The 24,019-nt window shown below is 71.9% G+C and carries 21 protein-coding genes and 3 pseudogenes; 17 read left to right on the top strand and 7 right to left on the bottom strand.

Annotation, left to right across the window (positions count from 1 at the left end; translation table 11 throughout):
- Nucleotides 1-5: 5 nt before the first annotated feature.
- Entirely contained in the window at nt 6-947 is a 942-nt protein-coding gene (locus V9U70_RS13420) for a sterol desaturase family protein (RefSeq protein WP_336675057.1), read from the bottom strand.
- 571 nt (nt 948-1,518) lie between these two features.
- Here V9U70_RS13420 and V9U70_RS13415 point away from each other — a divergent pair.
- Entirely contained in the window at nt 1,519-2,721 is a 1,203-nt protein-coding gene (locus tag V9U70_RS13415; RefSeq protein ID WP_336675056.1) for a cysteine desulfurase-like protein, read from the top strand.
- Between the two features lie 32 nt (nt 2,722-2,753).
- Here V9U70_RS13415 and V9U70_RS13410 read toward each other — a convergent pair whose 3' ends face one another.
- On the bottom strand, nt 2,754-3,743 hold the full coding sequence (locus tag V9U70_RS13410; protein WP_336675054.1) for a MerR family transcriptional regulator: 990 nt from the start codon (nt 3,741-3,743) through the stop codon (nt 2,754-2,756).
- Between the two features lie 185 nt (nt 3,744-3,928).
- On the opposite strand from V9U70_RS13410, the gene V9U70_RS13405 reads away from it, so the two are divergent.
- Nucleotides 3,929-4,543 (top strand): RNA polymerase sigma factor, encoded by a 615-nt coding sequence (locus tag V9U70_RS13405; RefSeq protein WP_336675052.1) that lies wholly within the window; start codon nt 3,929-3,931, stop codon nt 4,541-4,543.
- Nucleotides 4,544-4,616: 73 nt separating this feature from the next.
- A complete protein-coding gene (locus V9U70_RS13400) occupies nt 4,617-5,198 on the top strand; it encodes a DUF4383 domain-containing protein (protein WP_336675051.1) in 582 nt (193 codons plus the stop codon).
- A gap of 188 nt (nt 5,199-5,386) precedes the next feature.
- Here V9U70_RS13400 and V9U70_RS13395 read toward each other — a convergent pair.
- Nucleotides 5,387-5,947 (bottom strand): annotated as a pseudogene (locus V9U70_RS13395) (SDR family NAD(P)-dependent oxidoreductase); the annotation flags it as partial.
- 117 nt (nt 5,948-6,064) lie between these two features.
- On the bottom strand, nt 6,065-6,835 hold the full coding sequence (locus V9U70_RS13390) for a DUF1206 domain-containing protein (RefSeq protein ID WP_419723978.1): 771 nt from the start codon (nt 6,833-6,835) through the stop codon (nt 6,065-6,067).
- Between the two features lie 968 nt (nt 6,836-7,803).
- Between V9U70_RS13390 and V9U70_RS13385 the strand changes: the two genes are divergently transcribed.
- From V9U70_RS13385 to V9U70_RS13375, 3 genes are all read left to right on the top strand, one after another.
- On the top strand, nt 7,804-8,382 hold the full coding sequence (locus V9U70_RS13385) for a fasciclin domain-containing protein (RefSeq protein WP_336675049.1): 579 nt from the start codon (nt 7,804-7,806) through the stop codon (nt 8,380-8,382).
- 80 nt (nt 8,383-8,462) lie between these two features.
- Complete coding sequence (locus V9U70_RS13380) at nt 8,463-8,960, top strand: MarR family winged helix-turn-helix transcriptional regulator (protein WP_336675048.1); 498 nt, start codon at nt 8,463-8,465, stop codon at nt 8,958-8,960.
- 151 nt (nt 8,961-9,111) lie between these two features.
- Complete coding sequence (locus V9U70_RS13375; RefSeq protein ID WP_336675047.1) at nt 9,112-11,238, top strand: MMPL family transporter; 2,127 nt, start codon at nt 9,112-9,114, stop codon at nt 11,236-11,238.
- Between the two features lie 21 nt (nt 11,239-11,259).
- Here the strand turns inward: V9U70_RS13375 and V9U70_RS13370 are convergent, their stop codons facing one another.
- The gene (locus V9U70_RS13370) at nt 11,260-11,784 is read right to left on the bottom strand and encodes a DoxX family protein (protein ID WP_336675107.1); all 525 of its coding nucleotides are present in this window, start codon (nt 11,782-11,784) and stop codon (nt 11,260-11,262) included.
- Between the two features lie 212 nt (nt 11,785-11,996).
- On the opposite strand from V9U70_RS13370, the gene V9U70_RS13365 reads away from it, so the two are divergent.
- Nucleotides 11,997-14,012 carry an NADPH-dependent 2,4-dienoyl-CoA reductase gene (locus V9U70_RS13365; RefSeq protein WP_336675046.1) on the top strand — a complete coding sequence of 672 codons (2,016 nt, stop codon included), beginning with the start codon at nt 11,997-11,999 and terminating at the stop codon, nt 14,010-14,012.
- A gap of 63 nt (nt 14,013-14,075) precedes the next feature.
- The gene (locus V9U70_RS13360; RefSeq protein ID WP_336675045.1) at nt 14,076-14,606 is read left to right on the top strand and encodes a PadR family transcriptional regulator; all 531 of its coding nucleotides are present in this window, start codon (nt 14,076-14,078) and stop codon (nt 14,604-14,606) included.
- Nucleotides 14,607-14,652: 46 nt separating this feature from the next.
- On the opposite strand, the gene V9U70_RS13355 is transcribed toward V9U70_RS13360, so the two are convergent.
- Together V9U70_RS13355 and V9U70_RS13350 are read right to left on the bottom strand one after the other, a co-directional pair.
- Nucleotides 14,653-15,621 (bottom strand): DMT family transporter, encoded by a 969-nt coding sequence (locus V9U70_RS13355; protein WP_336675044.1) that lies wholly within the window; start codon nt 15,619-15,621, stop codon nt 14,653-14,655.
- A complete protein-coding gene (locus V9U70_RS13350; RefSeq protein ID WP_336675042.1) occupies nt 15,618-16,598 on the bottom strand; it encodes a phosphatase PAP2 family protein in 981 nt (326 codons plus the stop codon). The genes V9U70_RS13355 and V9U70_RS13350 overlap by 4 nt, the downstream gene beginning before the upstream one ends.
- A gap of 159 nt (nt 16,599-16,757) precedes the next feature.
- Between V9U70_RS13350 and V9U70_RS13345 the strand changes: the two genes are divergently transcribed.
- The 9 genes and pseudogenes from V9U70_RS13345 (at nt 16,758) to V9U70_RS13315 (ending at nt 23,994) form a co-directional block, all read left to right on the top strand.
- Nucleotides 16,758-17,387 (top strand): TetR/AcrR family transcriptional regulator, encoded by a 630-nt coding sequence (locus V9U70_RS13345; protein ID WP_336675041.1) that lies wholly within the window; start codon nt 16,758-16,760, stop codon nt 17,385-17,387.
- A gap of 293 nt (nt 17,388-17,680) precedes the next feature.
- Nucleotides 17,681-18,181 (top strand): nucleotide triphosphate diphosphatase NUDT15, encoded by a 501-nt coding sequence (locus V9U70_RS13340; RefSeq protein WP_336675040.1) that lies wholly within the window; start codon nt 17,681-17,683, stop codon nt 18,179-18,181.
- Nucleotides 18,182-18,253: 72 nt separating this feature from the next.
- Nucleotides 18,254-18,748 (top strand): FBP domain-containing protein, encoded by a 495-nt coding sequence (locus tag V9U70_RS13335; protein WP_336675039.1) that lies wholly within the window; start codon nt 18,254-18,256, stop codon nt 18,746-18,748.
- A 105-nt stretch (nt 18,749-18,853) separates the two neighbouring features.
- A complete protein-coding gene (locus tag V9U70_RS13330; RefSeq protein WP_336675037.1) occupies nt 18,854-19,267 on the top strand; it encodes an SHOCT domain-containing protein in 414 nt (137 codons plus the stop codon).
- A 444-nt stretch (nt 19,268-19,711) separates the two neighbouring features.
- Complete coding sequence (locus V9U70_RS13325; RefSeq protein WP_336675035.1) at nt 19,712-20,407, top strand: MIP/aquaporin family protein; 696 nt, start codon at nt 19,712-19,714, stop codon at nt 20,405-20,407.
- Nucleotides 20,408-21,476: 1,069 nt separating this feature from the next.
- Nucleotides 21,477-21,641 (top strand): annotated as a pseudogene (locus V9U70_RS30590) (3-deoxy-7-phosphoheptulonate synthase); the annotation flags it as partial.
- 55 nt (nt 21,642-21,696) lie between these two features.
- Nucleotides 21,697-21,906: pseudogene (locus V9U70_RS30585) on the top strand (3-deoxy-7-phosphoheptulonate synthase); the annotation flags it as partial.
- Nucleotides 21,824-22,453 (top strand): 3-deoxy-7-phosphoheptulonate synthase, encoded by a 630-nt coding sequence (locus V9U70_RS13320; protein WP_336675105.1) that lies wholly within the window; start codon nt 21,824-21,826, stop codon nt 22,451-22,453. The pseudogene V9U70_RS30585 and the gene V9U70_RS13320, both read left to right, overlap by 83 nt.
- A complete protein-coding gene (locus V9U70_RS13315; protein ID WP_336675033.1) occupies nt 22,453-23,994 on the top strand; it encodes an MFS transporter in 1,542 nt (513 codons plus the stop codon). Before V9U70_RS13320 ends, V9U70_RS13315 begins: the two co-directional genes overlap by 1 nt.
- Nucleotides 23,995-24,019: the final 25 nt, after the last annotated feature.

Raw genomic sequence — 24,019 nt, 5'->3', positions numbered from 1 at the left:
GGCGGTCAGTCCGGTCGGAGGTCCGGTTCGGGTCTCCGTCGCCAGGGGTGCAGGAGGCCTGCGAAGATGTCGCCGGTGCCGGGGAACGAGGCGGGGTCGTGGAGGCCGACCGCTGCCGGTTCGCGGCCGGGGCGCCAGGTGAAGCTGCCGAAGAGGTGGTCCCAGCACGACAGGTCGGAGCCGTAGTGCCCGGCCTCGGCAAGGTCGGTGCTGTGGTGGAGTCGGTGCTGCTCCGGACTGGCCAGCAGATGGTTGAACGGGCCGATGCGCACGTCGATGTTGGCGTGGACGAAGTACCCCTGTGCGGCGACGAAGAGCCCGGTCACCAGCACGGCTGAGCGGGAGAACCCCGCGAGGGCCAGAGTCAGTTGGACGAGGCTCTGGACCAGGACGATGTCCAGCACGTGGTTGACGCCGTTGTTGGCGACGTTGACCTTCTGCGGAACGTGGTGGATGCCGTGCAGCCGCCACAGCAGGGGGTTGGTGTGACCCAGCCGGTGAGCCAGATAGCCGACGAGCGATCCGGCCAGGAGGGCTCCGGGGACCTCGATTGCGAGGTGGCGGGCCGGCTCCTGGGGGGAGAGCCATCCGACGGCCAGCGTGACCAGGAGTTGCGCCAGTGCGCTGCCGCCCATGGTGAGCAGGAAGTAGGCGCCGTACCAGCGCCACTCCTCATTTCTCGGGTGCCAGTTCCGGTCGTAAGGAATCAGCCGTTCGAGCAGGGCCAGGTAGAGGAGCGTCGCGACGAGGAAAAGCGGGCTCACCCGAGAGGGGTCCCAATCGAACCGCAGTGCCGCCGAGCCCACCAGGACGACGGCCAGTAAGAGTATGGGGTAGGCAGTCACACGCAGGGCGCGCGCTGGGCACAATGCGCCCCCGCCCCTCTTCCCGACCGGATATCCGGTCGAATATATCTTGCCATCGACGGACCGCTCGAACTCGCCCATCCGTGACCCTCCACACGCGAACGCAATCCAGGAGAGAGACCATCGCTCGTACCATCGATGCAGTTCAGAGCAGCTTGATGGGGCGATGGACCAGCCGGGGAGGCAGCAGCCGGCTCTGCGCCGGCGCCTTCCGGACGCCCGGCTCCGACACCATCGGACCGTGACGTGAACCGATGCCCCCCAGCTTCATCGGCCCAGCTCATCTATTTCCTCTTTCCACGGCTTTAATCTCCACCAGACCATCGAAAGCAGAGGGGATTCGCCCGGGTTCGGAATACCGGAAGGAACGGGAAGCCGGAACAGTTCCCCCTGCGCGAGAAATTGCTTCATAGGATGATCTCCCCGACGCGGGACGGCGTATTTCCGCACGCCCTGGGCGTTATCTCGCACGCCAAGGCGCATATGCGGTGCGGGGCAGTGCGCCCGCGCGAAAACGCTGCCCGCCCGGCGCGCCCCCGCCTTTCGAGCGGCCCCCGGTGCGGGGAGGGCTTTCGGCGCCGTCGGCCCTTCCACCGTGCGACGCCGCCCTGCGATGATCGTCCCGTCCGTGCAGCGAAGTGAGGAGCCTGGCATGTCGTACGACGTCAACGCGGTGCGTGAGCGGTTTCCCGCCCTGCGGTCGGGGACGGCGCACTTCGACGGGCCGGGCGGCACACAGACCCCGGCGTCCGTCATCGCCGCGGTCGGTGAGGCGTGGAGCCGGCCCCTGTCGATCCGGGGCGCCGGCCTGCCCGGCGAGGTCAACGCGGAGACGATCGTCGTCGCGTTCCGGCGGGCGATGGCGGACCTGCTGGGCGCGGATCCGGCGGGGATCGTGTTCGGCCGCAGCGCCACCCAGCTCACGTATGACTTCTCACGCACCCTGGCCGACACCTGGAGGCCGGGGGACGAGGTCGTGGTCAGCCGACTCGACCACGACGCCAACATCCGCCCCTGGGTACAGGCCGCCGGACGGGCGGGGGCGGTGGTGCGATGGGCCGATTTCGACCCGGCCACCGGGGAGCTGCCCGCGCGGTCCGTCGAGGCACACCTCACCGAGCGGACCCGGCTGGTCGCGGTGACGGGGGCGTCCAATCTGATCGGCACCCGGCCCGACGTCCCGGCCATCGCCGAGCTCGTCCACCGGGCGGGCGCGCTGCTGTGGGTGGACGGCGTCCATCTCACCGCCCATCACCCGGTGGACCTCCGGCGGCTCGGCGCGGACTTCTTCGTCTGCTCGCCCTACAAGTTCTTCGGGCCCCACCACGGAGTGCTCAGCGCCCGGCCACAACTGCTCGACACCCTGCGCCCGGACAAGCTCGCCCCGTCCACCGACGCCGTGCCGGAACGCTTCGAGCTGGGTACTCTGCCGTACGAGTCGCTGGCGGGGACGCGCGCGGCAGTGGACTTCATCGCCGGCCTGGGCGGCAGCACGGCGGACGGCCGGCCGGAGCGGCTGCGGGCGGCCTACGCGGCGATCGAGGCCCACGAGGCGGCGCTGCGGCAGAGCGTCGAGGCGGGACTGCGTCGGTTGGACGGGGTGACGGTGCACTCCCGGGCCGGTGAGCGCACCCCCACGCTGCTCCTCACCTTCGAGGGCAGGGAGGCGACGGACGCCTACCGCTTCCTGGCCCGCTCGGGCGTGCACGCTCCCGCCGGTTCCTTCTACGCCCTGGAGGCCTCCCGTCACCTGGGCCTCGGCGACGGCGGCGGACTGCGCGTCGGGCTGTCCGCGTACAACGACGCGGACGACGTCGACCGGCTTCTGACGGGGCTGGCGGACTTTCTGCGCTGACGGGCCTACCGCGCCGGGAGGGGGAGCGGGGCTCAGCGCCCGCTGATCGCGGCGAGGGCGTCCATGGCTTCGCCCAGAGAGGCCGGGTGCCGGGCGCCGGGCGGCCGGCGCCCGGCCCATCCCGGACCGGCCACGAGGACCTCCGGCCGTCGGCGTGCGCCCCGTACGCCCCACTCGATCGACTCCACCCGCGCCACGAGTGAGGAGCTGGCGGTGGTGCGGGACTGGGACCACAGCACGACGGCCGCGGGGCCCGTGCGGCGCACCGCCTCCTCCAACGCTCCGGCAGGCAGAGCGGCGCCGAACATCCGTACCGGGAGGGCCTGTTGGGCGAGTCCGACGGCGAGCGCCTCAAGAGCGAGGGTGTGGGACTCGCCCGGGGTGCAGGCCAGCAGCGAGACGTCTGACGAGACGGTGGGCGGGCAGGGCGCCGCGATCCGCCGCAGCGCGCTGGAGACATGCCAGGACAGCAGGTGCTCGACTTCGACGTAACGCTCTCCCGTGGACTGCCATTTCCGCCCCACGGCGTGCAGCGTCGGCATGATCACCTCGTCCCAGGCCGCCGGCAGTCCGTACCGGTGGAGCACCTCGGCCAGCAGGTCGTCCATCGCCTGCGCGTCGAGCCGGACCGCAGCGCGGGCGAGGCCCCGGCTCTCCCGGCGGACCCTGCCGAGCGGCAGAGGGCCGGGGGCCCGGGAGGCGCGCCGGGTCGCCGACGGCGTCACCGCGGCCGGCAGGGAGGAACCCGCCAGCACCGTGCGGGCGGCCTCGGCAGGGGGCATGCCCGCGCTCGTCAGGCGGCACATGGCCCTCAGGGCGGCGATGTCGGCGTCGGTCCAGCGGCGGTGCCGACCGCCCTCCCTGGTGGCGGGGCCGATGCCGTAGCGGCGGTCCCAGGAGCGCAGGGTCGTCGGCGCGACGCCGATGAGGCGGGCCACCGCGCCGGTGGTCAGGCCCGTGCCGGCCGGGCCCCCGGCGGACTTCGCCGGCGCGTCCGCGAGCATGCTGCCGTCCGGTTCCATGAACCCACCATACGACGCAGAAACGATGCATGTTGCCCGGGAGTCGGCCAGGCGGTTGTCTGTGGCCGACGGGACGCAGCGGACTGTTCTGCCGCCTGCCGCCGGGCTCTCGCGGGCTCGTGGCCGGTGGGGGGCGTCGGCCTCCGGCGGCAGACCGGTTCCCCTGGTGGAGAGGACGGACAGTCATGACCACGCTCGTCGGCCCGTCGGGAGTGGCGGCGGCCGTCGCCCCCGGCGACGACGCCGCGGAGGTGCGGGAACTCATAGAGGGCTTCGTGCGGGGGGACGAGGACTCCTTCGCTCTCGTGTACCGGCGATGGGGCGCCCTCGTGCACACGCTGGCCGCGCGTTCGCTGGGGGACGCCCGGGAGGCCGAGGACGTCGCCCAGCAGACATTCCTCGCCGCCTGGCGCGGTCGGCAGGGATACCACCCGCTGCGCGGCCCGCTGCCGGGGTGGCTGATCGGAATCGCCCGTCGCAAGATCGCGGACGCCCATGCGGCACGGACCCGCCGCTCGGAGCTGGCCGCGGCGGCGGCCGCGCGCGAGGAACTCGTCCCGTCGGCCGCCGGCGACCGGCCGGAGGCAGCTCTGGACCGCGTGCTCGTGGCGCAGGAGCTGGGCCGCCTGCCGGGGCCGCAGAGGGACGTGCTGCGCATGGCGTTCTTCGACGACCTCACGCACGCCCAGATCTCCGAGCGGACCGGCCTGCCGCTGGGCACGGTGAAGAGTCACGCCCGGCGGGGCATGCGGCGCATCCGGCTGGCGGTGGCGGAAGGGGCCGGGGAGGACCCAGGATGAAGGGAGAGGGGAAAGGCGGGGGAAGCAGGGGGGCAGGCGGCCCCAGGGCCCTCACACCCATCAGGAGACGGCAATGAAACTGAGTGACGAACTCCCCGTTGATCACCGGCTCGCGACCGTGTACCGCGTCGGCGCAGGTCTGTGCGGTGTCATCCTGCTGGTGTTCGGCATCCTCGGCTTCGCGAACCGGCTGGCCTTCTTCGACACGAGCGGCAGCCAGATCGCGGGGCTGTCGACCAACGGTCTCCTCAGCCTGATCTCGGTGATCGTCGGCGGACTGCTGATCGCCGGAGCGGTGGTGGGCGGTGACGCCGCGTCCACCCTGAACATGGTCGTCGGAGCGCTCTTCCTGCTCAGTGGATTCGTCCACCTCTTCATTCTGGACAAGTCCGTCAACATCCTCGACTTCGGCATGTCCAACGTCATCTTCAGCTTCGTCATGGGGCTGTTGATCCTCACGTTCGGTATGTACGGGCGGGTCAGCGGCGGTCTGCCGCACGACAACCCGTACTGGCGCAGCCGTCATCCGGAGCAGGCCGCCCGGGAGGACGCTGTCCGCGGGGGCGCGGCGGCCGGCGGCCCGCCCCGGCTCACCGGCGGCGCCGGGTCACGCGCCGTGTCCCGTGAGCCCGGCTCGCGGCTGCCCGAGGCCTGAGACCGGGCCACCGAGCGGCGCGGGCGATGGGCGGGGTGTTCCCGTACCGGCCTTCCGTCGCGCCCGGCGGCGATGCGCTCGGCGCCGTCGGCGAGGGCGTCGGCGACGAGGCGGACGGCCGCGCCGAGATCGGCCCCCGGGGGCAGCGGCCCCGGGGCGCCTCGCACCGCGCGCCCGGCGAAGCCGGTGTCCAGGTGCGGCAGGCTCACTTCGAGCACCCGCACCGCGTCGTGACCCCCGCGGTGCTGCTCCTTGCGTACGGCGGTCAGCCAGGCGGCCAGGGCGGCCTTCGACGCGCTGTAGTCGGCCATCGACGGCTGGGGGTGCTCGGCCACCACACCGGTCAGAGCTGCGACCGTGCCCCGGGCAGCCAGCACCGGGAGCGCTCCGCGCAGCAGGGCCATCGGGGCCAGGGCGTTCACGGTCATGAGGTGTTCGGCGACGGCGTCCGGCGTCTGCGCGGCATCGCCGAACGCCACGGCGCCGACAGCGCACACGACGGCGTCCAGAGCGCCGAGACGGCCGGCCGCCCAGGACGGAAGCCCGGCGAGGACGTCCAGGGCGTACGCGTCGAACCGCTCGGCGGGCGCGTTCCCGCAGCGGGCGGCCACCGTCTCCAGGGCCGTACGGTCGCGTCCGGCCACCGCGAGGAGGGCACCGCGATCCGCGAGCTCCCCGGCCAGCGCACCGCCGATCGCGCCGGTGGCTCCGGCCACCAGCACCCGGCGGCCTTCGAGTTCCCTGTCCATGTCCGTCTCCGTCCGTCTCCTGTCCGGCTTGCCGCCGCCCTTCCGTCGTGCGCCTCCTGTCCCCTCTCCCGCCACGGGGTCGGGCTGCTCGGCCGGCACGCCGGGCTCCGAGCGGGGTCAGACCTTGCGGTAGCGGGCGTTGGCCCACGAGAAGACGCCGAAAGCGAGAAGGCCGACGGCTATCAGGACCAGCAGCCACGGTCCGACGGGGGTGCTCGCGAAGGACCTCAGCGTGTCGTCCATCCCCTTGGACTCTCCGGGCGCGTGCCGCACGGCCGCGGCGACGGCGAATCCGCCCGCCGTGGCGAACACGGCACCGCGGGCCGCCCCGCCGAACATGCCGACGAAGTCCACCGCCCGGCGCACCGCCCTGGAGGCACCGGACATATTGAGGCGCTTGCGGAACTTCCGCAGAAGCGCCCGCCCGGCGATCCACAGTCCGGCGACGCCGACGGCGAGCCCTCCGAGGCCGACGACCCACTGCCCTGCGGGCAGTTTGAGGGCCAGGGCGGTGACGTCCCGTGTCTGCTGGTCGGACGATCCGCTGCCGGAGTCGCCGGCCGCGAAGGCGAGGACGGAGTAGGCGACGAAGCTGTAGAAGAGGAACCTGCCCGCGGCCGCGGCCCGTTTGGCGGGCTTGTGGCCGTCGGGGCCGGCCTGGCCGAACAGGGCTTCGGACAGACGCCACAGGGCCATGCCCACCAGGGCGGCGCCGAGCAGCCACAGAAGCACCGCGCCGAAGGGCCGGCTCGCCACCTCCGAGATCGCTCCCCCGCGGTCGGCCTGCTGGTTCCCTCCGCCGGGGAACGCGATGCGCAGGGCGAGTGCGCCGACGAGGAGATAGATGACGCCGCGGGCGACGAAGCCCGCACGGGCCGCGCCCTCCATCGCCGTGCTGTGGGCGACTCGTCTCGCCTGACCGCGACCCCGCGCTGTTGCCGTTTGGGTATCCATGTGAGGCCGGATGCCCCCTCACGTTCCCACGATGCATGGCCGCGCGAAGGACGAGCCGGGGCACGCGGCCACGACGGAACGTTCCAGGATTCCCTCCCGGCGGGAAACGGAAAGGGAATGCGTGAGGCGTCCGTTTTCTCCGTCCCGCCCACAAGGGCGCTTTCCCGAGTCGTCGGGCACGGCCGTGATTTCCCTGTACGGAACTCGCAGTCGTACTCCGTGCCATCGGCCGCCCTCTTTCCCCACTGATTCAAGGATATTTCCCGTCCTGAGAAACTCAGCACCTTCTCTCCGGTGACGACGCCCGTCGGTCGACAGATTCGACTCCTCACGCCCCGACCCCGGCCCGGACCCCGACAGCGACCCCCACGAAACGCCGGTCAGCCCGATCGCCTCGAAGGCAACAGCTGCGACTTCGCTGGTCAAGCCTGGTCGGTGAGGCACTGCGACGATCATCGCCCGCTCTCCTGCCGAGCGGTCTCCTCGGCCTCTCCACCAGTCTCGCGCGACCACGCCCCGCCGTCTTGACGCATCGATTCTGCGTCGATTGGCAATGCTGCCGCATACCGTGCGGATCACTTCCGCGCACCCGTGGGAAAGGCGCACCCACACCACCGCAGCCCTTTCCGTGTCAGCGCGGCGCATGGACGACACCTGTTGACCGACCGGGAATTCTGTGCACTACTGGCAATACGGCATTCACGGCCCGACGATATGTGTCGTCACGTGCGCGGAGAGAGAACCCACAGGCGTCAGCTTTCCGGGTGATCTCGGGAGCGGAGAAGCCCGCGGCACACGGACCACGCGCTCACGGCCCAGCCGACCGGAGCGGGCCGACGCGGCCCGCTGTCCGCACCGGGGGCCCCGACGTCCGGGGCGCCCCGCTCGCCTCAGGAGACACCATGAGCATCACCCGTCTGCAGCGCTCGGCCGCGGCCCTCGCGGCTCTCGCCCTCCCCGCCTCGCTGGCGTTCCTCGCTCCGCCGGCCCAGGCCGCCACCCCGGCCCAGCCGTTCGGGCCGGGGTGTTCCGCAGTGCCCGAGGAGGGCGCCGGCAGCCTCGAGGACATGGCGAAGGACCCGGTCGCCACCGCGGCGTCCAGCAATCCCGAACTCTCCACGCTGGTCAGCGCCGTGAAGAAGGCCGGCCTGGTCGACACACTCAACAACGCGGAGAACATCACCCTCTTCGCGCCGACGAACGAGGCGTTCGAGAAGATCCCGCAGGCTGACCTTGACGCTCTGCTCAACGACAAGGAGCAACTGACCAAGGTCCTCACCTATCACGTGGTGGGCGAGAAACTGACGACGCAACAGCTGGAGGACGGCTCCTTCAAGACGCTGGAGGGAAGCACGCTCACGACGCAGGGGTCCGACACCACGTTCACGGTGAACGACACGGCCAAGATCGTCTGTGGTGACGTGCCGACGGCCAACGCCACGGTCAATCTGATCGACACCGTGCTGATGCCGGACCAGTGACGGCGGCGGGCGCCCCGCCGACGGCGGACCGGGTCCGCTCCGCGCGCGGCCCGGGCGCCCGCGTTCTATACGCTGGGCAGGTGACCAGCGCCGACAGCCGTGAGAGCCGGGGCGGCGCCCCGGGAGGCGGGGCGTCCGCCGACCTTCAGGCGTACGCGGTGGAGCTCCGCCGGATGAACGGCTGGATCAACCGCATGACCCACGGCTTCGCCACGCGTCAGGGCCTTCACGCCACCGACGTCCAGGCGCTGGCCGCCATCCTGGACGCCCCCGCCCCCCTGACGCCGGGGGCGTTGCGGGAGCACCTGGGGCTGACCTCCGGCGCGGTCACCGCATGCCTGGACCGACTGGAGCGGGCGGGTCACGTCCGCCGGGTCAGGGAGAGCCCGGACCGCCGGGTGGTCCACGTGCACTACGAACCGAGCGCCAGGCTCGCCGCCCGTGACTACTTCATGCCGCTCGCCGCTGCCACGGCCCAGGCCAGGGCGCGCTTCGACGACGACGAGCTGGCCACCGTCCTGCGGTTCCTCCTCGCCATGAACGAGGAGCTGGACCGGGAGCTCCCGCCGCGCCGCTGAGGCGCGCCCCTCTCCCCTCTCCCCTGGGCGGGCGGGGCTCCCCGCGCGTCGGCGCGCCCGCCAGGCGTGTGCTGGCCGCTCTCCGGGGTAATCTATTTCAACGATTGAGATTGTTTATCATTGAGATACTGGCACCACCCCCGGGAGAGGCATGTTCACCGCCGCACGGCCGGCCCGCTGGATCATCCCCGTCGTTCTGCTGATCGCCTGGTTGGGCATCGGCGGCGGGCTGGGCCCGTACGCGGGCAAACTCGGCGAGGTCGCCACCAACGACCAGGCCGCTTTCCTGCCCCGGAACGCGGAGTCGACGCAGGTCATCGAGGCACAGAAGGCGTTCCAGCAGGACGAGACGCTGCCCGCGATCCTCCTGTGGACCGCTTCGGACCAGGGCGACGCCGTGAGCGGACGGCAACGGGCGGAGGCCACGCGGGCGCTGGAGTCGCTGAGCGGAACCGAGTGGATCGCGGGCCGCCCCTCCCCCGCACTCGTCTCCGAGGACGGTCTCGCACTCCAGGGCATCGTGCAGCTCCGCCCCGATCTCGGGGAAGAACTGCCGGACGTCCTGGAACGCCTCGAACAGGCCGGCGCGTCCGTCGAGGGCACGTCGGTGCAGGTGGCGGGCCCGGCCGCGAGCCAGGCCGATCTGTCCGACGCCTTCGCGGGCATCGACGGGCTGCTCCTCGGCGTGGCTCTGAGCGCCGTACTGGTCATTCTGCTGCTCGTCTACCGAAGCGTGCTGCTGCCGCTCGTCATCATCATCGGCGCGGTCTTCGCCCTCGGGCTCGCCTGCGCGATCGTCTACGCGCTGGCCGACCACGACATCGTGCGCGTCGACGGGCAGGTCCAGGGCATCCTGTCGATCCTGGTGATCGGCGCGGCCACGGACTACGCCCTGCTGCTCACCGCCCGCTTCCGGGAGGAGCTCGCCGTCCACGGCGACCGGATCGCGGCCATGCGCTCCGCGCTGCGCGAGTCGTTCGGACCGATCACGGCCAGCGCGGCCACGGTGGCCCTCGGTCTGCTCGCCCTGCTCCTGAGCGACCTCACGAACAACCGCGCCCTGGGCCCCGTCGGCGCGATCGGCATCGTGTGCGCGGTCCTGAGCACCCTCACCTTCCTGCCCGCGGTCCTGGTGCTGCTGGGCCGCAGCGCCTACTGGCCGGCCAAGCCCCGGTCGGCCGCGGAGAAGGCGGGCAGCCACGGCATCTGGAGCCGGATCGCCGAGCTGGTCGACCGGGCGCCCCGCAAGGTCTGGGCGATCACCCTGGCGGCCCTCATCGCCTGTGCGGCGTTCGCTCCGACCCTCACGTCCAAGGGCGTGCCGCTGGATGAGATCTTCGTCAACGACGCTCCGTCCGTGGCGGCCCAGAAGACGCTGAGCGAGCACTTCCCCGGCGGCTCCGGAAACCCTGCGGTGATCATCGCCTCTGCCGACGCGCTCGGGCCGGTGGCGGCTGCCGCGGAAAGCGTCGACGGCGTCGATTCGGTAGCCCCGGTGACCGCCGGCGGGCGGCCGGGCGGCGGCGAGCCGCTGGTCGTCGACGGGCGGGTCCGCCTCGACGCGACCCTCGCGGACGCGGCCGACAGCGACGCGGCCAAGAGCACGGTGGCTGCGCTGCGCGAGGCCGTGCACGCCGTCCCGGAGGCGGACGCCCTGGTCGGCGGCTACACCGCCCAGCAGTACGACACACAGCGGACCGCGGAGGACGACCGCACGCTGATCGTGCCGGTGGTGCTGGCGATCATCCTGGTGATTCTGGTCTTCCTGCTGCGGTCCCTGCTGATGCCGGTGCTGCTCGTCGTCACCGTGGCCCTGAACTTCCTCGCCACTCTGGGTGTTTCCTCACTGGTCTTCACGCACGTGTTCGGCTTCAGTGGCACGGACTCCTCGGTGCCGCTGTACGGGTTCGTCTTCCTGGTCGCCCTGGGCGTCGACTACAACATCTTCCTGATGTCCCGGGTGCGGGAGGAGTCGCTGCGCCACGGCGCCAGGGAGGGCATCCTGCGCGGACTGACCGCGACCGGCGGGGTGATCACGTCGGCCGGTGTGGTGCTGGCCGCCACGTTCGCGGCTCTGGGCATCATCCCGTTGGCCTTCCTGCTGCAGATCGCGTTCATCGTCGCCTTCGGCGTACTCCTGGACACCCTGGTCGTCCGGTCGCTCCTCGTCCCGGCCCTGGTCAGGGACATCGGCCCGACGGCGTGGTGGCCCGGGGCGCTGAGCCGCGAGGGGACCTCCCACCGGAGCGGGGCGGCGGCCGGGACCGGACCCCGATAGGCGTGCGGGGGCGGGCCCGCGTCACGTTTCCTCCTGCGACCGGGCCTGCCCCCTGGACCGCCTGCCCACCACCGCGGCGGCGGCGACCGCGCTGCCCGCGAAGGCCAGCGCGACCACCCACGGGCGGTCGAAGACATGACAGGTGGCGTGGTCCACGGAGTAGCGCCCGGGGCCGGTGAGGCCGATGGCGGCTGCGGCGAAGCCGAGGAACGCCGGGTATTCGTAGCCGCCGCCCTGGGCGAAGAAGCCCGCCGGGGCATGCACGGCCACCGCGCCCGCCATCGCTCCGGCGGCCGCCGCGCCGGCCGCCGGAGTGGCGAGGCCCAGCGCCAGCAGCACACCGCCGCCCGCCTCGCCGAGCCCGGCGGCCACGGCGCTGTGCCGGGGCGGATGGAAGCCCATCGCCTCCATCGCCGCCGTGGTGCCCTGGATTCCGCCGCCGCCGAACCAGCCCGCCAGCTTCTGGCTGCCGTGTGCCGCGAGCACGCCGCCGGTGCCGACGCGCAGGGCGAGCAGACCGACGTCACGCCGATTGACGCAGACCATGGGAACTCCCGGGGTGAGGGACACGGAGTGGATCTCCGTCACGGCTCCACTGTCGTCGGCCCGGGCCGCAGTGGCCGGTCTGGCTGGGCCGTACGGGTGGCGGCCCGGCCGGGAGGGGGCGCGCTGCGGCACGGATCATTGTGCAACTAGTTGCATAACAGCGTCGCGGTGGTCTACAACTGACGCGACGACCCCGCGCCGAGGAGATCCGGATGAGCCCGTACCCGCACCTGCTGAGCCCCCTGGACCTCGGTTTCACCACCCTTCCCAACCGGGTGCTCATGGGCTCCATGCACACCGGTCTGGAGGAGGCCGAGCACGGCTTCGAGCGGATGGCCGCCTTCTACGCCGAACGCGCCCGCGGTGGGGCCGGTCTCATCGTCACCGGGGGCATAGCGCCCAGCGAGCGGGCCTGCTCCTTCCCCGGCGGGGCCAAGATGACGGATGAGGCGGAGGCGGCGCAGCACGCCCGGATCACCTCCGCGGTGCACGCGGCGGGCGGCCGGATCGCGATGCAGATCCTGCACTTCGGCAGGTACGCCCACCACGCCGACCTGGTGGCCCCGAGCGCGCTCAAGGCCCCCATCAGCGGGTTCACCCCACGGGCGCTGACCGGCGACGAGGTCGAGGAGACCATAGAGGAGTTCGTCCGGGCGGCCGAGCTGGCCCGCCTCGCGGGCTACGACGGCGTCGAGATCATGGGCTCTGAGGGCTATCTGATCAACGAGTTCATCGTCTCCGCGACCAACCACCGCACCGACCGCTGGGGCGGCTCGTACGAGAACCGCGTCCGGTTTCCCGTGGAGATCGTGCGCCGGGTCCGTGAGCGGGTGGGCAGCGACTTCATCCTGATCTACCGGCTCTCCATGCTGGATCTGGTCCCCGGCGGTTCGACGCTGGAGGAGGTCGTGTCGCTGGCGAGGGAGATCGAGGCGGCGGGCGCGACCATCATCAACACCGGCATCGGCTGGCACGAGGCGCGCATCCCCACCATCGCGACCTCCGTGCCCCGCGGCGCGTTCACCTGGGTGACCGAGAAGGTACGCGGCGCGGTCTCCGTACCGCTGGTGACGAGCAACCGCATCAACACCCCCGAGGTGGCGGAGGAGATCCTCGCCTCCGGCCGGGCCGACATGGTCTCCATGGCCAGGCCCTTCCTCGCCGACCCGGAGTTCGTCGCCAAGGCCGCCGCGGGCCGGGCCGACGCGATCAACACCTGCATCGGGTGCAACCAGGCCTGCCTGGACCACGTCTTCAGCCTCCAGATCACCTCCTGCCTGGTCAATCCGCGCGCCTGCCACGAGACCGAGCTGGTTCTCAGCCCCACCCGGGCCCGCCGGCGCGTCGCCGTCGTCGGCGCCGGGCCGGCGGGGCTCGCCTGCTCGGTGACGGCTGCCGAGCGGGGCCACGCGGTGACCCTGTTCGACATGGCGGAGGAGATCGGCGGGCAGCTGAACGTGGCACGCCGCGTGCCCGGAAAGGAGGAGTTCGGCGAGACGCTGCGCTACTTCCGCACGCGGCTGGCGGAGCTGGACGTCGAACTGCGCCTGGGCGCCCCGGCGGACGTCGCGGCCCTGGACGGCTTCGACGCCATCGTGCTCGCCACCGGCGTCGAGCCGCGTACGCCGGCCATCCCCGGCGCCGGCCGCCCCGGCGTGGTCAGCTACCTGGACGTGCTGCGCGGCGGGGCGCCGGTCGGCGACCGGGTCGCGATCGTGGGCGCGGGCGGCATCGGCTTCGACGTCGCGGAGTTCCTCACCGACGGCGGCGAGGCGGCGAGCCTGGACGCGGACGCGTTCTTCCGGCAGTGGGGCGTGGACACCGCCTACGCCGATCGCGGAGGGCTGCGCGCCCCCGAGCGCCCCACGTCGCCGCGCACTGTCCATCTGATCCAGCGCAAGACCAGCAAGGTCGGCGCGGGACTCGGCAGGACCACCGGCTGGATTCACCGGACGGAACTGCGCCACCGGGGCGTCGAGATGATCGCCGGGGCCTCCTACGACCTGATCGACGACGAGGGGCTCCATCTCACCGTGGACGGTGAGCGACGGGTGCTGCCGGTCGACACCGTGGTGCTGTGCGCCGGTCAGGAACCCCGCCGGGAGCTGTACGAGGAGCTGCGTGCGGCGGGTCGTACGGTCCATCTGATCGGCGGCGCGGACGTGGCGGCCGAGCTGGACGCCAAACGGGCCATCCGTCAGGGCACGGAGCTGGCCGCGGCCCTGTGAGCCCCGGGGGCGCCGCTCCACCTGCCCGGCGCCCCCGTCACCGCACGTCCTTAGGATCACCCCATGTCACTGCCGCACGCGATCCTCACCGCACTGCTGGAGAAGCCGTCCTCGGGCCTGGAGCTGACCCGCAGGTTCGACCGGTCGATCGGCTACTTCTGGTCCTCCACCCATCAGCAGATCTATCGCGAACTGGGCAGACTTGAACAGGCCGGGCGGATCAGGGAGCTGCCCGCGGCCGTGCCCGCGCGAGGGCAGAAGAAGGAGTACGAGGTGTTGCCCGCGGGCCGCGAGGAGCTGGCGGCCTGGGTGGCGCTCCCCGAGGACCCCCGGCCGGTCCGTGATCCGCTGCTGCTGCGGATGCGCGCGGCGGCGGTCGTCGGGAGGGACGGGCTGGGTGCGGAGCTGTGTCGGCATCTCGCTCTGCACGAGCGCCAGTTGGCCGAGTACCAGGAGATCGAGGAGCGGGACTTCACCCCCGCGCCGACGACGGACGAGGGTCGGCTGCGCCACCTGGTCCTGCGCGGCGGCATCGATCTGGAGACGTTCTGGGTCGGCTGGCTGACCCGGGCGATCACCGAACTGGACCACTGAGCGTCCAGGACCGGCGGGTGACCCCCGCGCCTTTCGCCGCGGCCGGTCAGCCGCTCGCCCGCGCGGTGCCGGGTTCCGCGGCGAGGGAAGCGCTCTCCGCAGGCCGGGGGCTTGCGATGACGACCCGCGAGAGCGCCGGGGCGGCCACGTCCGGGGCGTCGACCGCCGCGTCCCGGCACCGGTCCGTCCGTCGCGCCTGGGCCCGGCTGAGCAGGACCACCCCGCGTACGGCGGCCGCCGCGCCCACGAGGGCCAGGGCGAGGCCGGCCGGGCCGCCCTGGAGGCGCTCGCCGAGGAGGGCCAGGCCGATCGCGGCGGCGGCGACCGGGTTGGCGAGGGTGACCACGGCGAGCGGAGCGCCGAGCCCGCCCCGGTAGGCGGTCTGCGACAGCAGCAGACCGCCCATCGCGAAGGCGGAGACGAGCAGGGCCACCGTCAGCAGCCGCCAGCTGAGGAGCGGGCCGCCGGTGTGGTCGGTGACGGCGACCGTGAGGGTCTGCGTGAGGGCGGACGCCACACCGGAGGTGATGCCGGAGGCCGCCGCGTGCCGCAGCCCCGGGCGGGCCCCCGGCCGGCCGAGTCCGGCGACGACCGCCATGGTGGCCGCACCGACGCCGAGGGCCTCGGGCAGGCTGAGGGTCTCGTGCGGGGCGGAGCCGCCCGCGGTCAGCAACAGCGCGCCGAGCCCGAGCAGGGCCAAGGCCGTGCCGCGCCACTCGGTGCGGCCGGCCCGGCGCCCGGCGGCGCGCGCTCCGAGCGGGACGGCGGCGACGAGGGTGAGCGCGCCGAGCGGCTGGACCAGGGTGAGCGGACCGTAGTTGAGCGCGGCGACGTGCAGCAGCGCGCCCGCGGCGTTGAGGCCGACCGCCGACCACCACGCACCGCGGCCCAGCAGCCCCAGAGCTCCGGCGGCGGGCTCTGTGCGGGCGGCCAGCCGGGACTGGGCCACGGCGGCGGCCGCGTAGGCGCCCGCCGAGACGAGGGACAGCGCCACGGCGAGCAGGGTCGCGCTCATCGCGCGACCCCGGTCCGGTCCCGGGGCGCTGCGGTCGCACCGGTGGCGCGTACCGGTTGCCAAGGTCCACAGACCGCCGCAGGGGCCTGCGCCCCGGGCCCCGCCGCCGCGCCGCCGTCCCCGCGCGCCGATGCGGCTGCGCCGCCGGTCTCCGCCGGGACGCCGCGCGACCGCGCTTCCCCGCGGGCCTCCTGCGCGTACGCGGGCGCCGGGGCCGCGCCCGGCACGGTCTCTTCCCCGCCGGACCGGGGGAACCGGGGCAGCCCGCACACGGCGAGAAGGACGGCGAGCAGCCCGACGGCGACGATCGCGTCGAGCCAGTAGTGGTTCGCGGTGCCCACCACGACGAGCAGGGTCAGCGCGGGGTGCAGCAGCCACAGCCCGCGCAGGCGGGAGCGGGTGGCGGCGATCAGTCCGAGGGCGACCACCAGCGCCCAGCCCACGTGCAGCGAGGGCATCGCGGCGAACTGGTTCGCCATCGAGTCGGTCGCGGGCGTCTGTCCGTAGACCGTCGGTCCGTAGACCTGACCGGTGTCGACCAGGCCGGCGACGGCGAGCATCCGGGGCGGGGCCAGCGGGAACACCAGGTGCAGCACCAGGGCGGAGGCGGTGAGCACGGCGAGGACGCGGCGCGACCACACGTAGTGCCGGGGGCGGCGCCAGTACAGCCAGACCAGGAAGAGGGCCGTGGCGGGGAAGTGCACGGTGGCGTAGTAGGTGTTCGCCGCGTGGATCAGGGTCTGGCTGTGCAGCAGCAGATCCTGGACGATGCCTTCGCCGGGGAGGTGCAGGGCCCGTTCGAGGCCCCACACGTCCCCCGCGTTGCGGAACGCCTCCTCGACATGTCCGTTGGCCGCCCGGCGGCCGAACTTGTAGGCCAGGAAGAGGCCGGCCACGAGAAGGAGCTCGCGGACGAGGGGCGGTCGGGCACGTATGTCCGGCTCCTGGTCCGCGGGCTCGGTGCGGGCGTATGCCACCCGGTGCCCCCTTGGATGCGAAGCGGTGTCAGGAGGCATGGTGCGACCCATGCCCTATCGATACGCCAGTGTACCGATACGTCGTCGTATCGGTACACATCCGTATCGGTACACTGGCGTACCGAGAGCCTCACCGCACCGCCGCAGGAGGTACAGCCCATGCCGTCGCCCGATTCCGCACCGGAGTCAGCCCTCACGTCCCCCCGGTCGAAAATCACACCGGAGCGGGCGCAGGAGCTCTACACAGCGGTGCTGGACCTGTTGCGGGAGAGCGGCTACGAGTCGTTGACCATGGAGGGCGTCGCCGCGCGCACCCGCTGCGGGAAGTCGACGCTGTACCGGCAGTGGGGCTCCAAGCCGGAGCTGGTCGTCGCCGCGCTGCACGGCACCCGCCGCATGCGGCTCCCGAAGATCGACACCGGAACACTGACGGGGGACCTGCTGGAGGCGGCGCGGGCGATCGGCGAGGCCTCCGGGCGCGACACCCCGCTGATGCACGCGCTCAGCCACGCCGCGCTCCAGAGCCCGGAGCTGCTGAGCGCGCTGCGCGAGGCGCTGGTCGTCCCGGAGGTGGCGGCGATCGACGCGATGGTCCGCCGAGGCCAGGAGCGCGGCGAGATCCCGTCCGACCACCCGGCCGCCGACTACGTGGCAGCCCAGCTGCTCGGCGTGATGCGCGCCCGGCCGCTGCTGGAGGGGCGCTACGCCGACGCGGCGTATCTGACCAGGTTCGTGCGGGACGCGATCCTTCCGAGCCTCGGACTGGCGGCCCGGACGCCGCAGTCCTGAAAGACGTGGGCCGCCCCTCCCAGCGGATGGGGCCGGCCCACCGGGCGCCGCACCGTGGGGACGGGGGCGGCGTGCGATCCGGGCGGCCGGTGATCTCCGCGGNGGTCACCGGCCGCCCGTGCTCGACGAAGCTCCCGGGAACGTACGGCGAGAAGCCCCCGCCTCTCGCCGGCACGCCGACCGCGACGGCGCCGCGACCGCCGCCCTGAGCGCGGGCCCGGGCGGGGCCCGGACCGCCGCCAGCGCTTCGCTACGGTGGTGGGCGCCGCCCAGCAGAACGGAGACCCAGCGCCATGACCACCGACCATGCCACCGGGCCCACCCGCAACACCCGACCGCCCACCGCGCAGGCGGCCCTCGGGGTCGGAGTGGTCGTCGAGGACGGTCGGGGGCGCGTACTGCTGGGACGCCATCACAGCGGTACGTGGGAGCTGCCGGGCGGCAAGGTCGACGCGACGCACGAGTCCATCGCGGCGGCCGCCGCGCGGGAGCTTCGCGAGGAGACCGGTCTCGTGGTCGAGGAGGCGGCCGTGGACGTCTTCGCGATGCTCCACGACGTGATCGGCGGGATCAACCGCATCAGCATGGCGGCCGTCGTGCGGCTCCCCACAGGTGTGCCGGAAGTCACCGAGCCGCATCTGATCAGCGCCTGGCGGTGGACCGCGCTCGACCAGCTGCCGCAACCGCTCTTCGACCCGTCGGCACAGATTCTGGCGGCCTGGCGGCCGGAGCTGGGCCTCGCCCCTCCGCCCGCCCGTCTGCTGCGGATCGCCCCGGGCAAAAGCAGGGCCTGACCTGGCACTCCGCCGGCCGACGGCCCCTTAATCGTTTGCCCGGAGGCCGCGCGTCCTCTTAGCGTCGTCGGCATGAAAGCCGTGACCGAACAGGACATCCGCACATCGTTCGTCAACTGCTCGAAGGGCGAAGCGAAGCGTCTGCCGCTCCCCCGCGATCTGGACGAGCGGCCGTGGGACGATCTGGACTTCCTGGGATGGCGCGACCTCTCCGCACCGGACCGGAGCTACATCGTCACCGAGCTGCACGGCACGCTCGTCGGCATCACCCTGCGCTTCCCCTCCCATCAGCGCGGATTCCTGCACCGGAGCATGTGCTCGGTCTGCCTGACCACCCACCCGGGCAGCGGGGTCTCCCTGATGACCGCCCGCAAGCGGGGCCAGTCCGGCCGGGACGGCAATTCCGTCGGGATCTACCTCTGCACCGATCTCGACTGCTCGCTGTACGTGCGGGGCAAGAAGGCGGCCGCGCCCGGCAGCCGGTTCGAGGAGTCGCTGACGCTGGAACAGCAGATACAGCGGACCCGCGACAAGCTGCACGGATTCCTGGAGCTGCTCGCCGAGTGACAGCGGGCGGGCGATGTCAGGGACACCGCAGTCGCGGCGCAGATGCGGACTACTCGGGCGAGCTGTATGAATAAGGGACCATCTCCACGATCGGAGTAGGCCCTCATGGACGACTACCCGCTCCTGAACGTCTTTCTGACCATGTTGTACCTGTTCCTCTGGGTCATGTGGTTCTTCCTGTTGTTCAAGGTGGTGACCGACCTCTTCCGGGACCACTCGCTGAACGGCTGGGCCAAGGCGGGGTGGCTGATCCTGGTGATCCTGCTGCCCTACCTGGGTGTGCTCCTCTACCTCATCGCGCGCGGGCGCAGCATGCACGAGCGCGACGCGAAGCTGGCGAAGGACTCGGAGGCGGCCTTCCGCGCGTACGTGCGCGACGCCGCGGGCACGTCGGAGGCGGGCGGACCGGTCGGCGGGAGCGGCCATGTGAGCGATCTGGCGAAGCTCGCGGAGCTCAAGGACAAGGGCGCGCTCACTGCGGAGGAGTACGACAGGGCCAAGGCGAGGCTGCTCACCTGAGGAGCCGGGCGGTCCTTCCAGCTCCCGCAACAGCCTGAGGCCTGTCCGGCCCGTGAGCGCCCCCGGGCTGGAACAGCCTGGGCACTGAATCCGTGCTGGTCGCGGTGGGCCGACGGATGTGGCGCGGGGGTCGGCAGGGGCCCTGCTCCCGCGTTCGCACTCGTCGGGGCCACCACCACTGGCACCCTGTCAGCACCCTTCATCGGCATGCCGGGAGGGGTGGGCCCGCGATACGTCAGCCGGGGCGGGCCACCCGCGGCGGAGCCGATCGACGTCACGCTTCTGTAAGGCGGACACCACTGGGGTCCCCGGGCTGGGAGTGACTACTTTCACCATGCGGTCGCGTTCTTGAGCTCATGCCACGCCGTGCCCTCGCGCACCTGAGGCCGGGCCGGGACGCGGTCGCAGAGCCGACCACGCGAACCCCGTTCCGAGGAGCCCCCCTTGCGCAGCTACGCGGTCGAATTCATCGGTACCTTCTTCCTCGTCCTCACCGTGGGCACAGCGGTGCTCTCCGAAGCGCCCTTAGCCCCGCTGGCCATCGGAGCGGTCCTGATGGTCATGGTCTACGCCGGGGGCCATGTCTCCGGCGCGCACTACAACCCAGCGGTCACCCTCGCCGTGCTGATCCGCGGCCGGATCNTCAGCACGGCGACCGCGGCGGGGTACGTCTGCGCGCAGGTGCTGGCCGCCCTGGCAGCCGGGCCCGTCGCCCGGTGGGTCGCGTCTCCGGAGGCCACGCAGCGCCTGTCGCTCTCCGGCCACCAGCTGGCCGCCGCTTCGGTGGTCGAAGCGCTGTTCGCCTTCGCCCTGGCCTATGTCGTCCTGAACGTCGCGACCAGCTCCAGCCACCCCGACAACTCGTTCTACGGGCTCGCCATCGGCTTCACCGTACTGGCGGGCGCGGTGACGGTCGGCGGGATATCCGGTGCCGTGTTCAACCCGGCTGTGGCGCTCGGCGGAGCTCTCGCCGGCCTCTTCGCCTGGTCCGCCCTGTGGGTCTACCTGATCGCGACCCTCGCCGGTGGCGCGGCCGCCGGCATCGGCTTCCGCCTTCTCCACCCGCGCGACCGCGCTCCTCAGGTCATGGCCGAGGAGAGCCAGAACTCCCGCGTTCTCGCTGGGCAGCCGGGCTCGTGACCCGTGTTCCTCGATTCCGCGGCAGAGCCTTTGGCGGCCACCGACCACCCCGCCGTCCGGGTGGCAGAGGGGGCGGCGTGCGCCTGCCGGGAGCTCGCCGGAGCAGCGACGGGCCACCCTGCCCACGGTGTCGCGGGACGGCTGGAGGACCAGGCCGTCGGCGAAACACGTCACGGGTTGTCGCCCGCATCGTCCTGACCCGCTGCCCCGGTCAAGGACGCCGGACCCCAACCGGTCCGCAGAAATGATCGAGGGCCGGTTTCGGGTCGCTCCGAAACCGGCCCTCACCTGCGACTGACCCCAGCCGGGACGACAAGATGTGAGCCTGCGACGCCTTGACCCCCAGGAACAAGGGTGAGAGGTACTTCCCAGGTAGAGGGGATTTGTTCTGGGGTGGCATCTCGTGCGCGTGACGGCCGTCCGCTCGGCCCCTCTTCCCTTCGGCGCGCAGGAGGGACCCGCAACTGTCGGGGCGACTCCCTGCCTGGCCAGAGGATTCCCGGCATGCAGGGGACCCGGAGACCGACATGATTCGGGCGGCGGCTCCGAGCAGAAACAGACCTCTCGGTGGGACCATTTTCGGCGGATTCTCCGACCGACCGGCGGGCCCGGCGCACAGGCCGACCCGCACGGGGGCCCTCCCGACGACATGCCTCCGAGGGCGGACCACGCCCCGTCCGTGCTGGTAAAGGCGGAGCATGCCCGAGGTAAAGCAATCGGCAAAGAGGCCCTGTCGCCCCAAGTTCCGGTTCGCGGCAGGACCTCACTTCCGGTCAGCCCAGTGGCTGATTTCTGGCGCTCCGTCAGAGTTCTCGGTGGACCGGCCCGAGTGCGCGTGTGTAGCGTGTTCCTCGCTTGGTTGAACGGGGCATTCTGACCGCAGCTCGGCAACGCAATCGCCATCGAAATCCCAATGTGAGGTACGACCGGGGCGTCGAAGGCGCTTTCGCTCTGCATACGATGCACCCTGCCGCGTCAAGCAATTGGATCAACCACCGTCAGGAGTAGTCCGCCCCATTCCACGAGCCTTCCCGCATTACAGCAGTCGCCCTGAGCCGACGGCGAAGCCGTCGCCCAGGTCGAGCGACGTATCGCGGAACAGCCGCCGCTCACCGCCCCGGAAGAGACAGCCATGCCGAGAGTCCGACTCGCCACCGTGGCGTGCGGCTCCGCCCTTCTCCTCCAGGACGGAGACTGCGTGAAGCGGTTCGCGGACCGCGGCTCCGCCGCCGTCCGCGGAGAAGTCGGTCAGTTCGCGATCTCTCCTCCTTCAGGCGCGAGGCACCGGACTGCTCGTCGTCGCGGTCGGACACATGGCCGACCAGTACGCCAAACCGCGCGCCGTCCCCACGCAACGGGCGCCTCACGCGGTCCTCGTGCAGATCTTCCGGGGGGACGCGGTGAACAGCCTCACCCCTGACCTGCGCCTACGCCCTCCCGAGCCGCAGCTCATGCTCACCGTCCACAACTGCGCGCGCCTCGTTCTCGACACACTCCGCGAGAGCTGGCGGGGGCGGCGCCCACGTCGAGCCGGCGCGGTCCGCCGAGAACCCGGTGGGGGTGAAGAGCGGACCCGAGGTCACGCCCTGGGACGTCCTGGAACTCCCGGCGACGCTGAACCCGGAGAAATCTCCAGGACGCCTCACGTTCATCGTCCGCATGGGAACCGGTCGCATTTCCGAGATACTTACCGTCATCGTCCGTACGATCCGGGACGCGAAAGTGCCGGTCGTCTGGCTGTGCGATCCGATGCCCGAAAACACCTTCAGTACTCCAGGCGGCATCAAGACCAGATCACTTCCGGTGATTTTCCAGGAGATCGAGCAGCTCGTCGAAATGGTGGCCGGTCACGGAGGCTGGCCGGGTGGGCTTCATCTGGAAACGACGCCCGACCTGGTCATCGAACGCACATCACTTCTCCCCGGAGAGGACGTGATCGAATTCTGTGACTACCGATCCGCTTGTGATCCACGCCTGAATGCTGATCAAGCAGTCATGGCAGTGGAGACGTTTTTGGCCGCTCACGCAACAATCAGAAAAGAATAATGGGCACTCACTACCACACCGGAGCCCCGACGGCCCCACCGGCACCCGACCGGGCTGGGGCGAAGCAGTGGGCCGGACTCGCCGTCCTCATCCTCCCCGTCCTCCTCATCTCCGTGGACATGACGGTGCTCAGCTTCGCCGTGCCCCACATCGGGGAGGATCTGCAGCCCACCTCGGTCCAGTTGCTGTGGATCGTCGACGTCTACTCCTTCGTGCTGGCCGCGCTGCTGGTCACGATGGGCTCCCTGGGCGACCGGATCGGACGGCGCCGACTCCTGGTGTTCGGAGCCGCCGGCTTCGGACTCGCGTCCCTGGCCGCCGCCCTCGCGCCCACCGCGGCCGCGATGATCGGGGCCCGCGCCCTCCTGGGCCTGGCCGGTGCGACCCTGATGCCGTCCACCCTGTCCCTCATCCGCAGCATGTTCCACGACGAGAACCAGCGCAAGATCGCCATCGCGATCTGGGCCGCCGCACTGTCCGGCGGATCGGCGCTGGGGCCGGTGCTGGGCGGTGCGCTGCTGGAGTTCTACTGGTGGGGCTCGCTGTTCCTCATCAACGTGCCGGTGACCCTCCTCATCCTGGTCCTCGCGCCGGTGCTGATCCGGGAGTCCCGGGCGAAGGAGCCGGGCCGGTTGGACCCGCTCAGCGTCGCCCTGCTGGCCGCCGCCATGTTCCCGATGGTGTACGGGGTCAAGAAGGCAGCGGTCGGCGGTCCGGACCCGCTGCCACTGCTCTGCGTCGCGGTCGGCGTGGCCGTGGGAGTGCTGTTCGTCCGCAGGCAGCTGGCCAGCGCGGCGCCCATGCTGGACGTGCGCCTGTTCCGCATCCCTCAGTTCAGCGTCGGGGTGATGCTCAACCTGATCACGCTGTTCGCGATGATCGCCGCGCTGTTCTTCCTCACCCAGTACCTCCAGATCGTCCGCGAGATCTCGCCCCTCCAGGCGGGCCTGGTGCTCCTGCCCGGATTGACGTGCGCCATCGTCGCGGGCTTCCTCGCCGTGGCCCTGGCCCGGTGGTGGGGCGTCACCGCCGTCCTGGTCGTGGGCCTGGCCCTGATGGCCCTGGGCTTCGCCCTGTTCACCCAGCTCGCCGCGGGGCCGCACCTGCCCTACCTCATCGTCGCCTTCGCCCTCATCTGCTTCGGCATGGGACTCACCCAGAGCCTCACCAACGACGCGGTGCTGTCCGCCGCACCGGAGGACCGGGCGGGCGCGGCCTCGGCCGTGTCGGAGACCGGCTACGAACTCGGCGCCGCGCTCGGCATCGCGATCCTCGGCAGCGTCCTCCTGTCGTCCTACCGCTCGGCTCTCGGCACGCCCCCGGGCGTCTCCGCGGACGCCCTGGCGGACGCGGGTGAGGGCATCGCCTCCGCGGCCGCCACGGCCACCGAACTCGGCAGCTCGCAGGGCGAGTCGCTGCTGTCGGCCGCCCACGCAGCCTTCCTCGGCGGCATCCACACCACCAGCGCCGTCGCCGCCGCGATTCTGGTCGTCGCGGCCGTATCGACCGCCTGGGCGCTGCGGACCCGCACACCCGCCTGATCCGTCGAACCGGGGCGGGACCGGC

This window comes from Streptomyces pratensis (genome assembly GCF_037137275.1).
GTDB lineage: Bacteria > Actinomycetota > Actinomycetes > Streptomycetales > Streptomycetaceae > Streptomyces > Streptomyces pratensis_B.
The sequence above is the reverse complement of the archived record's forward strand: the minus strand, read 5'-3'. Positions and strand labels throughout refer to the sequence as shown.

What these genes read in the sequence shown, in the direction of transcription:
- V9U70_RS13415 (WP_336675056.1), top strand. Translation starts at nt 1,519, where the DNA reads ATGTCGTACGACGTCAACGCGGTGCGTGAGCGGTTTCCCGCCCTGCGG.
- V9U70_RS13335 (WP_336675039.1), top strand. Translation starts at nt 18,254, where the DNA reads ATGAAAGCCGTGACCGAACAGGACATCCGCACATCGTTCGTCAACTGC.
- V9U70_RS13375 (WP_336675047.1), top strand. Translation starts at nt 9,112, where the DNA reads ATGTTCACCGCCGCACGGCCGGCCCGCTGGATCATCCCCGTCGTTCTG.
- V9U70_RS13365 (WP_336675046.1), top strand. Translation starts at nt 11,997, where the DNA reads ATGAGCCCGTACCCGCACCTGCTGAGCCCCCTGGACCTCGGTTTCACC.
- V9U70_RS13405 (WP_336675052.1), top strand. Translation starts at nt 3,929, where the DNA reads ATGACCACGCTCGTCGGCCCGTCGGGAGTGGCGGCGGCCGTCGCCCCC.
- V9U70_RS13370 (WP_336675107.1), bottom strand. Translation starts at nt 11,784, where the DNA reads ATGGTCTGCGTCAATCGGCGTGACGTCGGTCTGCTCGCCCTGCGCGTC.
- V9U70_RS13420 (WP_336675057.1), bottom strand. Translation starts at nt 947, where the DNA reads ATGGGCGAGTTCGAGCGGTCCGTCGATGGCAAGATATATTCGACCGGA.
- V9U70_RS13390 (WP_419723978.1), bottom strand. Translation starts at nt 6,835, where the DNA reads ATGGAGGGCGCGGCCCGTGCGGGCTTCGTCGCCCGCGGCGTCATCTAT.
- V9U70_RS13400 (WP_336675051.1), top strand. Translation starts at nt 4,617, where the DNA reads ATGAAACTGAGTGACGAACTCCCCGTTGATCACCGGCTCGCGACCGTG.
- V9U70_RS13410 (WP_336675054.1), bottom strand. Translation starts at nt 3,743, where the DNA reads ATGGAACCGGACGGCAGCATGCTCGCGGACGCGCCGGCGAAGTCCGCC.
- V9U70_RS13385 (WP_336675049.1), top strand. Translation starts at nt 7,804, where the DNA reads ATGAGCATCACCCGTCTGCAGCGCTCGGCCGCGGCCCTCGCGGCTCTC.
- V9U70_RS13315 (WP_336675033.1), top strand. Translation starts at nt 22,453, where the DNA reads ATGGGCACTCACTACCACACCGGAGCCCCGACGGCCCCACCGGCACCC.
- V9U70_RS13345 (WP_336675041.1), top strand. Translation starts at nt 16,758, where the DNA reads ATGCCGTCGCCCGATTCCGCACCGGAGTCAGCCCTCACGTCCCCCCGG.
- V9U70_RS13330 (WP_336675037.1), top strand. Translation starts at nt 18,854, where the DNA reads ATGGACGACTACCCGCTCCTGAACGTCTTTCTGACCATGTTGTACCTG.
- V9U70_RS13360 (WP_336675045.1), top strand. Translation starts at nt 14,076, where the DNA reads ATGTCACTGCCGCACGCGATCCTCACCGCACTGCTGGAGAAGCCGTCC.
- V9U70_RS13355 (WP_336675044.1), bottom strand. Translation starts at nt 15,621, where the DNA reads ATGAGCGCGACCCTGCTCGCCGTGGCGCTGTCCCTCGTCTCGGCGGGC.
- V9U70_RS13340 (WP_336675040.1), top strand. Translation starts at nt 17,681, where the DNA reads ATGACCACCGACCATGCCACCGGGCCCACCCGCAACACCCGACCGCCC.